General features: G+C 39.6%; 14 protein-coding genes. 7 read left to right on the top strand and 7 right to left on the bottom strand.

Translation table 11 applies throughout. The features are described 5' to 3' along the window. Positions 1–23: 23 nt before the first annotated feature. Positions 24–2,123: an RNA degradosome polyphosphate kinase gene (locus LCX93_RS03005; RefSeq protein ID WP_226068335.1), complete on the top strand. Its 2,100-nt coding sequence runs from the start codon at positions 24–26 to the stop codon at positions 2,121–2,123. Between the two features lie 13 nt (positions 2,124–2,136). Then, positions 2,137–2,664 carry a gamma carbonic anhydrase family protein gene (locus LCX93_RS03000; RefSeq protein ID WP_226068333.1) on the top strand — a complete coding sequence of 176 codons (528 nt, stop codon included), beginning with the start codon at positions 2,137–2,139 and terminating at the stop codon, positions 2,662–2,664. On the opposite strand, the gene argJ is transcribed toward LCX93_RS03000, so the two are convergent. Genes argJ through rpmB form a run of 3 tightly spaced genes read right to left on the bottom strand, consistent with a single transcriptional unit; the run spans position 2,652 to position 5,158 of the window. Then, complete coding sequence (argJ, locus tag LCX93_RS02995; protein WP_226068325.1) at positions 2,652–3,830, bottom strand: bifunctional glutamate N-acetyltransferase/amino-acid acetyltransferase ArgJ; 1,179 nt, start codon at positions 3,828–3,830, stop codon at positions 2,652–2,654. The genes LCX93_RS03000 and argJ overlap by 13 nt on opposite strands. Continuing rightward, entirely contained in the window at positions 3,823–4,953 is a 1,131-nt protein-coding gene (locus tag LCX93_RS02990) for a potassium channel family protein (RefSeq protein ID WP_226068323.1), read from the bottom strand. Before LCX93_RS02990 ends, argJ begins: the two co-directional genes overlap by 8 nt. Before the next feature lie 16 nt (positions 4,954–4,969). Continuing rightward, the gene (gene rpmB / locus LCX93_RS02985) at positions 4,970–5,158 is read right to left on the bottom strand and encodes a 50S ribosomal protein L28 (protein ID WP_013326380.1); all 189 of its coding nucleotides are present in this window, start codon (positions 5,156–5,158) and stop codon (positions 4,970–4,972) included. A gap of 165 nt (positions 5,159–5,323) precedes the next feature. On the opposite strand from rpmB, the gene LCX93_RS02980 reads away from it, so the two are divergent. From LCX93_RS02980 to LCX93_RS02960, 5 genes are read left to right on the top strand one after another with little or no spacing between them, the layout of a single operon-like run. Next, positions 5,324–6,121, top strand: a complete 798-nt coding sequence (locus LCX93_RS02980) for an HDOD domain-containing protein (protein WP_226068321.1) — start codon at positions 5,324–5,326, stop codon at positions 6,119–6,121. After that, the gene (locus LCX93_RS02975) at positions 6,118–7,512 is read left to right on the top strand and encodes a chemotaxis protein CheX (RefSeq protein ID WP_226068319.1); all 1,395 of its coding nucleotides are present in this window, start codon (positions 6,118–6,120) and stop codon (positions 7,510–7,512) included. Before LCX93_RS02980 ends, LCX93_RS02975 begins: the two co-directional genes overlap by 4 nt. Before the next feature lie 44 nt (positions 7,513–7,556). Beyond that, the gene (gene rpe / locus LCX93_RS02970) at positions 7,557–8,198 is read left to right on the top strand and encodes a ribulose-phosphate 3-epimerase (RefSeq protein WP_226068317.1); all 642 of its coding nucleotides are present in this window, start codon (positions 7,557–7,559) and stop codon (positions 8,196–8,198) included. Continuing rightward, positions 8,198–8,782: a phosphoribosylanthranilate isomerase gene (locus LCX93_RS02965; protein WP_226068315.1), complete on the top strand. Its 585-nt coding sequence runs from the start codon at positions 8,198–8,200 to the stop codon at positions 8,780–8,782. The genes rpe and LCX93_RS02965 overlap by 1 nt, the downstream gene beginning before the upstream one ends. Then, positions 8,772–9,572, top strand: coding sequence for a 3'-5' exonuclease (locus LCX93_RS02960; RefSeq protein ID WP_226068306.1), 801 nt, complete (start codon positions 8,772–8,774; stop codon positions 9,570–9,572). The genes LCX93_RS02965 and LCX93_RS02960 overlap by 11 nt, the downstream gene beginning before the upstream one ends. 2 nt (positions 9,573–9,574) lie before the next feature. Here LCX93_RS02960 and accA read toward each other — a convergent pair whose 3' ends face one another. From accA to fabG, 4 genes are all read right to left on the bottom strand, one after another. Continuing rightward, positions 9,575–10,510 (bottom strand): acetyl-CoA carboxylase carboxyl transferase subunit alpha, encoded by a 936-nt coding sequence (gene accA / locus LCX93_RS02955; protein WP_226068304.1) that lies wholly within the window; start codon positions 10,508–10,510, stop codon positions 9,575–9,577. A gap of 16 nt (positions 10,511–10,526) precedes the next feature. Then, positions 10,527–11,744 (bottom strand): beta-ketoacyl-ACP synthase II, encoded by a 1,218-nt coding sequence (locus tag LCX93_RS02950; RefSeq protein ID WP_226068302.1) that lies wholly within the window; start codon positions 11,742–11,744, stop codon positions 10,527–10,529. 113 nt (positions 11,745–11,857) lie between these two features. Then, positions 11,858–12,085 (bottom strand): acyl carrier protein, encoded by a 228-nt coding sequence (gene acpP, locus LCX93_RS02945; protein WP_013326372.1) that lies wholly within the window; start codon positions 12,083–12,085, stop codon positions 11,858–11,860. 62 nt (positions 12,086–12,147) lie between these two features. Beyond that, positions 12,148–12,894, bottom strand: a complete 747-nt coding sequence (fabG, locus tag LCX93_RS02940) for a 3-oxoacyl-ACP reductase FabG (protein WP_193151317.1) — start codon at positions 12,892–12,894, stop codon at positions 12,148–12,150. Positions 12,895–12,911 lie beyond the last annotated feature (17 nt).

The following is a 12,911-nucleotide window of genomic DNA, read 5'->3' as shown; positions in this document are numbered from 1 at the left end:
ACAATTATAGAAAGTGAAAAAACATGCTAAATCTTAAAAACCCCAATCTTTATTTAAACCGTGAGCTTTCATGGTTACAGTTTAATACAAGAGTCCTCAAACAGGCGCAGGATGAATCTTTGCCTCTGCTTGAACGTCTCAAATTTCTTGCCATTTACGGGACAAATCTGGATGAGTTCTATATGATTCGCGTGGCAGGTTTAAAAAAACTTTTTGCTGCGGGCATTATCGTCTCAGGGGCTGACAGACTTACCCCATTGCAGCAGCTTCGTGAAATCAGAAACTATCTGCACCAGGAACAACAGGTTGTCGAGCACTGCAGAAGTGAAATATTTAAAAAACTTGAGCCTCATGGTATCAGTGTAAAAACATATGATGAAGTGAACAATCAGGACAAACACAAACTCAACCAGTATTTCAATGAAAATATCTACCCGGTAATTATTCCCATTGCCATAGATGCCACACACCCTTTTCCACACCTTAACAACCTGAGTTTCGGACTTATCGTAAAACTTCGCGATATGGACAACGAAAACATAGAACGCTTTGGAATTATACGTGTTCCCCGTGTTTTAAACAGATTTGTAGAGCTTGGAAACGGAACCTATGTGCCTATAGAAAGTGTTGTGGAAAAACATGTTGACGAACTGTTCCCAGGCTATGCACTTATCAAATATGCCCCTTTTCGCGTGACAAGAAATGCTGATATTGCCATAGAAGAAGAGGAAGCTGATGACTTTATGGAGATTCTTGAAGAGGGATTAAAACTTCGCCGTAAAGGAGAAATGGTCCGCCTCGAAGTCGGTTCCAATGCCGATGATGAAATCATTAACTTTTTTAACCGTCATGCACATATCTATAGAGATGACATTTACAGATACCATACTTTTTTAAATCTTTCAAGTCTTTGGCAGATAGTATCCAACAAAAATTTTGCACATCTTTTGGCACCGGCCTTTCAGCCAAAAAACCTGCCGCCTTTTGAAAACAATGAAGATATTTTCTCTATCTTGGAAAAGCAGGATGTCTTGATGTATCATCCGTATCAAAGCTTTGATCCTGTGGTAAATCTCATTCAGTATGCGGCAAAAGATCCTGATGTTGTCTCTATAAAAATGACACTCTACCGTTCAGGGACAAAATCACCTATCGTCAAATCTTTGATGGATGCCAGCGAATCGGGAAAACAGGTCACAGTCATGGTTGAACTCAAAGCACGTTTTGATGAAGAAAACAATCTTATCTGGGCAAAAGCGCTTGAGAAATCAGGAGCCCATGTTATTTACGGTATTCAGGGTTTTAAGGTCCATGCAAAAGCCGCTTTGATTACAAGAAGAAAAAACGGAAAACTCAAACAGTATGCCCATTTGGGCACAGGAAACTATAACCCTTCCACTGCAAAAATATATACTGATATGAGCTATATGACCAGCAAAGACACAATCACCAATGACTTAACACGCTTTTTCCATTTTTTGACAGGTTTCAGCAAAAAAGGAAAACTCAATGAGTTGTATATGTCTCCTTCACAAATCAAACCCAAACTCCTCTCCCTCATTCACAATGAAACAAGACAGGGGAAAAACGGGCACATCATTGCAAAGATAAACTCACTTGTTGACGATGATGTCATCAGAGCACTGTATAAGGCTTCGATAGCCGGTGTAAAAATTGAGCTTATTGTACGTGGTATCTGCTGTTTGAAGCCAGGTATCAAAGATGTAAGTGAAAATATCAGAGTTGTTTCCATTTTGGGAAAATATCTCGAGCATGCCCGTACTTTTTATTTTAAAAATGATGCATCAAAAGTCTATATCTCAAGTGCAGACTGGATGCCTCGAAATCTTGTGCGGCGTATAGAGCTTTTAACTGCTATCAAAGATGAAGATGCCAAAAAGAAAATTATACAGATTCTCAAACTGCAATGCTCCGACAATGCACTTGCACATGAACTGCAAAGTGACGGATCCTATATAAAAATCAAACCCAAAGAGGGGCAAAAAATTATCAACAACCACAAACTTCTTGAAGACTATGTCAACCGTATTGCAAAAGCAACCAAAAAAGAGACCTCTACCTATGTGCAACAACTGGTGAACCGTCTCTTCATAGAAAGTTAAAGGAACACGCCTTATGTTACATGTATACAAAAATATCACTCCCTCTATAGGAGCAAAAAGCTGGATAGCGCCTTCTGCTGATGTCATAGGGGATGTCACCTGCGGAGAGGATTGTTCTATCTGGTTTGGCTGTGTCGTTCGCGGTGATGTGCATTACATAAAAATCGGCAATCGTGTCAATATTCAGGATTTGAGCATGATACATGTAACGCATTACAAAAAAGAGGACAAGAGTGACGGTAATCCCACTGTTATCGGAGATGATGTAACCATAGGACATCGTGTCATGCTTCACGGATGCACCATAGAAAAAGCCTGCCTCATCGGCATGAGTGCTACCATATTGGACGGTGCGGTTATTGGCAAAGAGAGCATAGTCGGAGCAGGTTCACTTGTGACAAAAAACAAAGTTTTTCCACCCCGCTCGCTCATCATGGGAAGCCCTGCAAAAGTTGTCAGAGCATTAAATGATGATGAGATAAAAGAACTCTATGCCTCAGCCTCTCGATATGTTGAGTTTAAAGAGGATTATGTTCGATAGTCCGCATTTATTTTGACATACTCATACCCAAGATCACAGCCAAAAGCTGTGAATTTTCCGTCGCCTATCCCTAAATCACAATAAATTGTAAATGAGTCTCTTTTCATAACTTCACCGGCTTTTTGTTCCATCACTGCATCAAAATGAAGTTCACCTCTGTCATACACACAGACATCCTCAAAAGAAATTTTTAAACTCTCTTCATAAGCTTCTGCACCGCTTGCACCGACTGTTGAGGCGATTCTCCCCCAGTTTGGGTCTTCTCCGTAGAGTGCCGTTTTGACAAGTAAAGAGTTGGTCAGTGCTTTGGCCACGATCTCTGCCTCCACATCATCTTTTGCCCCACTCACTTCATAGCTTACAAGTTTTGTCGCACCCTCTCCGTCTCTTACCATTTCACGGGCCAAAAAACGCATAATTTTATAAAGAGTTTCTGTGAATGCTTCCTTGTGGTAGACTTTACTTTTTGCATTGCTGAGCAACATGACTGTATCATTTGTGGATGTATCTCCGTCAACACTTGCGGCATTAAAAGTTGTTTTTACATTGTCATTTAAAATATTTTGCATTTCATTTTTGTCAACTTTCGCATCAGTTGTGATAAAACAGAGCATTGTAGCCATAGCGGGATTAATCATTCCTGCTCCCTTTGCCATTGCCCCTATATGGAAACAACTACCGTCTTCAAGCTCAACTCTGTATGCAATCTGTTTTGAAAAAGTATCGGTTGTCATAATCGCTGCCGCCGCCGCATTGGCGTTTCGTTTTTTCAAATCAAAAAGTCTGGCACCGGCTATAATTTTCTCTTTTGGCAGTCTTACACCGATAACACCTGTTGAACTCATTACAGGGTTGTGCGCTTCCTCCGGCAAGGTGGCTAAAATTTCTTCAATATCTTCAATACCTGCTTTTCCAGTCATAGCATTGGCATTTTTAGCATTTATAAGTACGAAATTTGTCTGAAACTCACCTTTTGCTTTAAAGTGGCGTATCGGTGCTGCCGTCATTTTGTTTGTTGTAAATGCTGTCGCTATTTCACACAGGGTATCACTGTAAACAAAAGCCATATCTTTTGCATTGTTCGGTTTTAAGCCTGCACTGATGCCATCCGCATAAAAACCTTCTGCCGTACAAACCCCACCATCAACTTTTATCAACTTATACAAACTTCAACTCCTTAGGTTTGACTCTTTTTGAAATCAAATCTTTTGTTATTTTAATGCCTTCTTGTGTGCCTATCACTAGCAGTTTCGATTCACTTGTCACCAAGGTATCTCCCTTTGGCATGCCGATCAGCTTTCCGTCTTTTCTGGTAATCCCTACAACGGATGTGTTTGCAATTTCCCGGATGTGCGTCTCTTTGAGTTTTTTCAAAACCGCCCAGCTGTAACGCGGTACAGTAATTTCCTGCATATCCAGAGGATTGTCACTTTTATATAAAAATTCTTCAAGCAGATTTTCCATATCGGGGCGGGCTGCCATGGCAGAGACTCTCTGCGCTGTGAGTTTTGTCGGAGAGACGACAGTGTCTGCTCCAAGTTTTTTCAGCTTTTCCACATCACTCATGGTTTCTGCTGAGGATATCACATAATAGGGACGAGGCAAAAAATGTTCTTTTTCAAAAAGCCGCACCGAAGCAATCAGTGCAATATTGTCAGCAATGGAACTTGACAAAGTAATCAGACCTTTTGCAGAAGAGAGATGTGCTTTGAGCATTGAGAGCTCAGCATGAGGCTGTGCCTGCAAAAAATGCGGATATTTATGCTCTATTGCCCATTCGTGGATTTCAGGCCTTGGATCAATCACAATAAAAGGAATATGGTTTTTTCGCAACTGTTTTGTTACTTCTATTGTATAGTCATTATGATAGCACACAACAAAATGCTTCTTAAGTCTTGCTATTTTGTACAGCATTCTTCTCTCCTTCATTATGGCAACAATATGCCCCTTGTTCAGTTCTGAAACCAAAATACCTATAGCACTTGAAAATACTGCAAACCCTGCAATAATCAAATTGATAGTAAAAATTCTTCCTGCGTTTGATATTGGAGCAATTTCCCCAAAACCAACAGTAGTAAAAGTAATGGCTGTCTGATAAATTGCATCCATTATTGTAAAATCATCTATAAGAACATATCCGGATGTTCCTATTAACATTACAAATACTGTTAAAATTAAAGGGAGACGAAAAGCTTTGAGGTGGGAATAAACTTCAGGAAGAAGCTTGGGATCAGGTTTGGGAGGGCTCTCCCAATTTAGGAACTTACGAATCCTTGGTAAAAGATTCAAAACTGATTCCTATAGTCTACGAATTTTTCTTAAGTGTGCGTAATTCTCTTGCAGAAATCTTAATCTTCTTCGTTGTACCGTCTTCTAATGTAATACGAACTGTTCTTAGGTTTAATAAAAAACGACGCTTTGTTCTGTTTTTTGCATGAGAAACATTGTTCCCACTCATAGGGCCTTTGCCGCTAATAGCACATCTTCTTGCCATTTGAGTATCCTTGAATGATATTTTAAAGTTGCGAATTATAGCAAACAAAAGCAAAACTGCAACTTAAGCCTGTTTTGTTTTTTTGAGAATATACTTTCTATACTTTATTTGAATTTTATCTTAATCTCGTTAAAATGTACATTATCCAACATAAAGCAGTAAAATTTGATTACATTACAACAGATAGACGCATTCATAGAAAAAATACCGCCATCGCCAAAGATTTTAAAGCAGACGCTCGCTTTACTAGATCAGGGTGATCTGGTACAGGCGGCAAAAGTGGCACAGAATGATCCTGCACTCAATGCTTATTTGAAAGAGCTGGTGAATAAACCTTTGTACGGATTTAAAAATGAAGTCACAAATATTTCTCAGATTTTCGGCATACTTGGAGTATCAAGATCACAGCAGGCAGCTTACAACTATATGATCTCTTTGCTTTCTCCCGCAAAATGGAAACTCTTCAAACTGAACAAATCTTCTTTTTATGATTTACAGGCCAGACTCTCTGTTGACTGGCACAAAATCACCGCCCATCTGCAGATAGAAGATAAAAATCTCCAGAGTGCTGTTGCTTTACTCCCTGCAAGTATCATAGTATCTGAAGCACTCTTTTGTGAGAAAATTGAAGATGTGCAGCTTCTCAGAAGTGTAGATGAGATTGATCTCAACACCATATTGCAAAGGCTCTGCAATATGGACCTGTTTGATATATGCGAAAGAATTTCTCAAAAATGGGAAATGCCCCAAAATATTGCCGACATTATTCAGGCATCTTCCGGCATCAAACCGTCTCAGAATGAAACAAACAACAAACTTGGAAAATGGATGCATCTGCTACTCTTTTACACCCTGTCAAAACCTGTTTTTATTGAAGCCGGATTAAATGATTTTATTGACTTTCAAATTGATTATGTCAGCGACATTTATGATGACTTTTCAACACTGATGGAGATTTCATGAGAGCGGTAATAAGAGAAGGGATCGGGGTATTTCACCCTCAGGGATTCCTCGACGGTTCCTCAGGAAGTTCATTTCTGAGCATAGAAGATATAGATGCCACACTCAAAAGCAATGCTTCGATGATTCTTGTATCACTAAAAAAAGTTATTTTCTTCAACAGAAACGGTCTGGACACCTTTGTAAAAATGTTTCAAAAAGTCAGAAGCAAAAACCATATCATCGTCGGTTTTTGTGATTATGACAAAAAGAAATACGATGCTTTTAAAAAATTTTATGATGGCGATTTAAATTTCTCCCTCTTTAAAACCCAGCAAATCGCTTCTCTGTTTGCAGACGGATTCAAAGAAAAAAATAAAAATATACTCCTGTACAGTGAAGACAAATCACAAAGAGCAGCCTTGGCGATAGAGTTGCACAACAATGGACACAACCCAATAGTTGCACAGACAAAAGAAGAGTTTTTGCAAAAAGCAAAAGTAGAAAATGCCTATGATGTCATCATAGAAGACACATATCTCGGGCAAATGGGGCAGAAAGTTGCAACAAGGGTCACAGGCAATGCCATCATATACAGTGTCTCTTCATTTTTGGATGCGGAAATAGGCAATACTTTTAATATAGCCTATCACAACAACTCCCTGCATGTCGGTTTTAGACTTTTTATTTTTGATGCCTACAGAGTTGTCAGCATGAACATTCATGCTCTTAATTTTTTCTCAAAGCTTGCATCCTCTTCTGCCGAATACAATGCCACCATATGTTTTGTAGGTATGTCTTTTGAGAAAACTCCTCTCTCTTTCAAAGAGACGCTTGAAGATGCCGGTATCATGTTTTTTGAACAGATGGATGATATTTTGCAAAACAAAGAACTTTTGGACGAACTGGGTGCCAGCAGTGCAGCTGCGACAAAAAACAAACGCGCACTTAACAAAGTACTGGTGACAGAACTGCCAAGATTTATTGATGCGACTGTAGCCACTATAGAGATGATGACAAATTCAAAAGCTATCAAAGATGCAGCAAAAGTAGACAAAATTGAAATTACTGACAAAGATGGAAAAATAGCGAGTTCTATCGGATTTTACGGAGACATTGACGGCATGGTTATGCTTGTTTTTCCGCTTGGCATAGCGAAAAAAGCCTGCGAACTGCTTATAGGAGAAAACACAGATGACAAAGAGTTGATCCTTGACACTTTGGCAGAACTTGTCAATATTGTCGGAGGAAAGGTAAAAACACTTTTGGCTGATGAGCATATCAGTGTGGATATCACCCTTCCTAGAACCTACCATGATGTTGACGGACTGCTAGAAGTTGCCAAAGGGAAAAAAGGTGTTCAGGTTGATTTATCCTTTGATAATGACAAATTTTTATTTTTCTTAACAAGATAAAAGCTACTCTGGTTTATAATTCCACAATAATTTAAAGGAAGAATATGCAAGTAGCCCCTAGCGTTCTCTCGGCAGACTTTGGAAATTTGGCACGTGATGTACAGGAAATATGTGAAGCGGGATGTGATCTGGTACATGTAGATGTCATGGACGGGCATTTTGTACCCAATCTGACGATAGGACCGGTTGTGGTTTCGGCAATAGCCAAAGCTGCTACAAAACCCCTGGATATTCATCTTATGGTTCAAAACAACACCTTTTTTGTAGAGCTTTTTGCACCTCTGCAGCCCAAATATATCTCTTTTCATATAGAAGAGGAGAAACACCCGCACAGGCTCATACAAAAAATCCGTTCTCTTGGCATCAAACCCTGCATTGTCCTCAATCCAAACACTATCCCCGAAGAGTTGGAATACCTTCTTGGTGATTTGGATATGGTACTTTTAATGAGTGTTAATCCTGGTTTTGGCGGACAGAGTTTTATAGATTCTGTCCTTCCAAAGGCAAAAAAGCTTGATGCTATGAGAAAAAGACTCAATCCCGAATGTCTTATCCAGGTTGACGGCGGGGTAAGTGACAAAAACATCCGTGCCCTCAAAGAAGCCGGCGTTGATGTTGTCGTTGCCGGTAGCTATGTTTTTAAGCACGAAGACAGAGCCCAAGCGATAAAGAGTCTTCAGATATAATGCGTACAAAAATCTGCGGTATTACCTCTTATGAAGATGCAATGGTTGCTATTGATGCCGGAGCCGATGCACTCGGATTTGTATTTTATGAAAAATCTCCACGCTTTCTTACGCGAGAAAAAGCAAAAAATATTATACAAAAACTTCCTCCTTTTGTTGAAAAAGTAGCACTCTTTGTCAATGTCGATGCACAGACAGTCAATGCTACATGTAAAGAGGTTGGCGCGACACTTGCCCAGATTCATTTTGAAGCAGACGCAGCATTCTATGAGGCACTTAAAATCCCTCACATCAAAGTTATACGGGCACAGAAAAAAGAAGATGTATTCCAATATGCTGATGAGTACAGACTTGTTGATGCCTACTGCGAAGCATACGGCGGTGCAGGGAAACAGCTCAATGCAGAATGGTTTGAGGGAGTTGAGTGTTCCAAAATTATTCTTGCTGGCGGCTTAACTCCCGACAACATCCAGGCTCTGAAAAAATATGGTTTTTACGCTTTTGATGTCAGCAGCGGTGTAGAAATATCACACGGGAAAAAAGATGCCGCTAAAGTAAGAGAGTTTATACACAATGCTCACTGATAATTTCAATCTTGATGCCAAAAGCATTTCACGACTCTCTTCACGCGGACTCTCATTAAAAACACTCAAAGAGCAACTCAACGAAGAACTTGAACTCTCTATAGAACTCTGGAAAGCACAGGGTTTACATGTAATCAAACACCAGGGATATTACTATTTTGATACAAAATTTATTCCCATCAATCAGGCAGAATTCTGTATCGTTGATATCGAAACAAACGGTTCAAAAATAGAAAAACACCAGATTATCGAAATTGCCGCTGTCAAAGTAAAAAACGGATTGATAATAGACAGATTTGAATCTTTGGTTCATACCAAAGAGATCAATCCTCATATCACAGAGATTACAGGCATAGCTGCCGATGATACAACAAATGCGCCTCAGCTCAAAGATGTTCTGCAACGATTTAAACTCTTTTTGGGCAATGCCGTGTTTGTTGCCCATGATGTCAAGTTTGATTACAGTTTTATATCAAAAAGCCTGCAAAAAATCGGCTTGGAACCACTGTTAAACAGAAGTCTCTGTTCTCTTGCCTTGGCTGAAAGGACTATTGTCTCTTACAGGTATGCACTTTCGTATCTCAATGAAACGCTCAAACTTAACCCAAATGCCAGACACCATAGAGCAATGAGTGATGTGCTTACAACTTACGGATTGTTTTTATTGAGTTTAGAAAATTTAGATGAGAATATAAAAACAGTAGAAGATTTGATACAGTTTTCAAAAGAGGCGCCAAGGCTCAAACGCCCGAAATTTGATCCTCTTTTAGAATTAAAAAAAGAGCAGTAAGGCTACTCTTTAAAAGCACCCGGTTTTGTGAGTTTTGCATAACGTGCTGCCATACGCTCCTCTTCGCTCATGGCTTTTAATTCGTCCACTTTTTCTAAAAAGTACTCTTTAAGAACCTGCGCTGCTTTTTCTTTTTCCCTGTGTGCTCCGATTAAAGGCTCATCTATGATGTCATCAATCAAATCCAGGTCTTTTAAATCTGCACTGGTAATTTTAAGTGCATTTGTGGCAGTTTCTACTTTTTTAGGATCATTCCAAAGAATTGCTGCACACCCTTCAGGTGAAATAACACTGAAGATAGAATAACGCATCATTGCAAATTTATCGGCAACACCGATGGCAAGAGCACCACCTGATCCACCCTCGCCTATAACAACAGAAACCGTAGGAATTTTCAACTCTGCAAGTTCGAGCAGATTTCTGGCAATTGCCTCACTCTGGTTCCGCTCTTCTGCCCCAATACCAGGATAGGCACCCGGTGTGTCTACAAGCATAAGTAGCGGAATATTGAATTTTTCGGCTAATTTAGCGGCACGGAGTGCTTTTCTGTAGCCTTCAGGATGCGGCATACCAAAATTTCGCTTTAGCTTGTTTTTTGTTCCACGCCCTTTTTGCTCGCCGATAACCATGACTTTTTGATTGTCAATATACCCAATATAACAAAGAATAGCGGCATCATCACGAAAATGTCTGTCTCCGTGTATTTCATACTTATCTTTCATAATAAGATTAATATAATCAAGTGCATAAGGACGATCAAGATGGCGTGCCAGTTGAAGCTTTTGAAAATCAGAAAGATTTTTGTAAATCTTTGTAACTTCTTTGTCTAGTTTCTTTTTTAACTCGTCAACTGCGCCTTGATCATGACGAACCTGTGCAGAGATTATATCTTCTTGAATAGCTTTTATTTTATATTCAAAGTCTAAGTATGTAGCCAAATTAAATCCTTGTCAATTAGATTTTTTTGAATATAAGAACGCCGTTTGTTCCGCCAAAACCAAATGAGTTACTCATAACAATGTTTAAATCTGCTTTTCTTGCACCTTCCGTAACATAATCCAAGTCACAGTTTTCATCAGGTGTTTCATAGTTGATTGTCGGAGGAATGATACCGTCTCGCATCGCCATCAAACATGCAACAGCCTCTATACCGCCTGCTGCACCGAGGCAGTGACCGATCTGTCCTTTGATGGAGCTCATCGGAGGACAGTTCTCTTTTCCGCCCAAAAGATCTTTCAGCGCTGCTGTTTCATTTTTATCATTTACCGGTGTACTGGTTCCATGTGCATTCACATAGTCAATTTTTGGTTCACCTGCCATTTTATAGGCAGCTTTCATCGCACGGGCAGGACCGTCTAATGATGGTGTTGTAATGTGATTTGCATCACCGCTTTCACCAAAACCGATAATTTCACCGTATATTTTTGCACCACGTGCAACTGCATCTTCATATGTTTCCAAAACAAGTGCCGCAGCGCCCTCTCCCATAACAAAACCGTCACGATTTGCATCAAAAGGACGGGATGCATGCTTAGGATCATCATTTCTCGTTGAGAGTGCTTTCATCGCGGCAAATCCACCAACACCCACACCTGTTATAGCTGATTCTGCCGAAACAACCAGCATTTTATCAGCGCCACCGCATATGATAGTTTTTACGGCTTCACTGATTGCATGTGTCCCTGCCGCACAGGCCGTTACACTTGAAAGATTTGGTCCCTTTGTTCCGTGTTCTATAGAAACAAATCCTCCCAGCATATTTACAAGTGCACCAGGAATGAAAAACGGAGAAATTCTTCTTGGTCCGCGCGTTTCTAAAATAACAGAGCTTTTTTCGATGGAAGGAAGCCCGCCGATTCCCGAACCTGCACTGATTCCGAATCTTTCCATATCTGTATCTTCAGAAAGTGCAGCATCTTCCATCGCTTCTTTGGCAGCTTTGAGTCCAAGGTGAATAAATCTGTCTGCTTTTTTTACTTCTTTGGGAGGCATCACCGTAGCAGGATCAAAGTCTTTAACCTCTCCCGCAATTTTTACGCTGAATTTTTCAGGGTCAAATATAGTAATAATGTCAATTCCACATTCACCATCACATATAGCTTTAAAAGAACTCTCTTTATCGTGACCTACTGAATTTATCATTCCCAGACCTGTAACTACCACTCTTTTCATTGAATATTCTCCATAAAATAATAAAATACTTTTAAAAATCAATAAAAAAATTAACTATTAAAAATATTTGCTTTCAAAGAGATGAAAAACCTCTTTGAAAATTAAAAAACTGACTACTTGTTTTCGATATAGTTTACAACATCTTGAACAGTTTGAATTTTCTCAGCTTCATCATCAGGAATTTCGATGTCGAATTTTTCTTCAAGAGCCATTACCAATTCTACAACATCAAGGCTATCTGCACCTAAATCTTCTACGAATTTTGAATCCGGTTTTACTTCATCTGGGTTAACGCTTAACTGCTCAACTACTACTTCTTTAATATCATCTAAAAGTGCCATTATAGCTCCTGTTTTTTAAGTTTAAAATCCTGTAATTATAGCATATATATCTTAGAGGACATTTATGCCATGTTCATTCCGCCGTTAACTTTTAAAGTTTCACCCGTAATGTAACTTGCATAGTCCGAAAGTAAAAAAGCTGTTGCATTTGCCACCTCTTTTGCATCACCGAAACGGTTCATAGGAATTTTGTCCGTAAAACTTTTTTTCACCTCATCACTCAGCACTTCTGTCATTTCCGTTGCGATAAATCCCGGTGTAATCGTGTTGTATCGTATACCGCTTGTCGCAGCTTCAATTGCAAAGCTTTTTGTCATTGCAATAACCCCGCCTTTGCTCGCTGCATAGTTTGTCTGTCCGCCGTTTCCTGTTTCACCTACAATTGAAGCAATATTGACAACCGAACCAAATTTTTTCTTTCGCATGACTTTCATTGATTCCCGACATCCGATAAATGCAGAGGTCAGGTTGGCATTGATTACATCCATAAAATCTTGGGTTTTCATACGCAATGCCAGCTTGTCTTTTGTAATGCCTGCATTGTTAACAAGGTAAGAAAGCTCTCCGTCTGCATCAACAATCGTTTTTATTCCGTCAATAAATGCCGCCTCATCGGTTACGTCAAACCCGATAACCGCCGCACTGCCGCCTTCTGCTTCGATTGCCTCTTTTACCGCATCCGCTTCTTTTGCACCGCTTCTGTAGTTTACCCATACTTTCAAACCAAAACCTGCTAAAGTTTTTGCTATCTCTGCGCCGATTCCTCTACTCGCACCTGTTACTAAAACATTTTTTCCGCTAAATTTCATTATATTTTCCTTTAATT

The sequence above is a fragment of the Sulfurimonas sp. SWIR-19 genome, from assembly GCF_020410885.1.
Taxonomy (GTDB): domain Bacteria; phylum Campylobacterota; class Campylobacteria; order Campylobacterales; family Sulfurimonadaceae; genus Sulfurimonas; species Sulfurimonas sediminis.
Note: the sequence above shows the minus strand (reverse complement) of the source record. Positions and strands in the feature narration are given on the sequence as shown.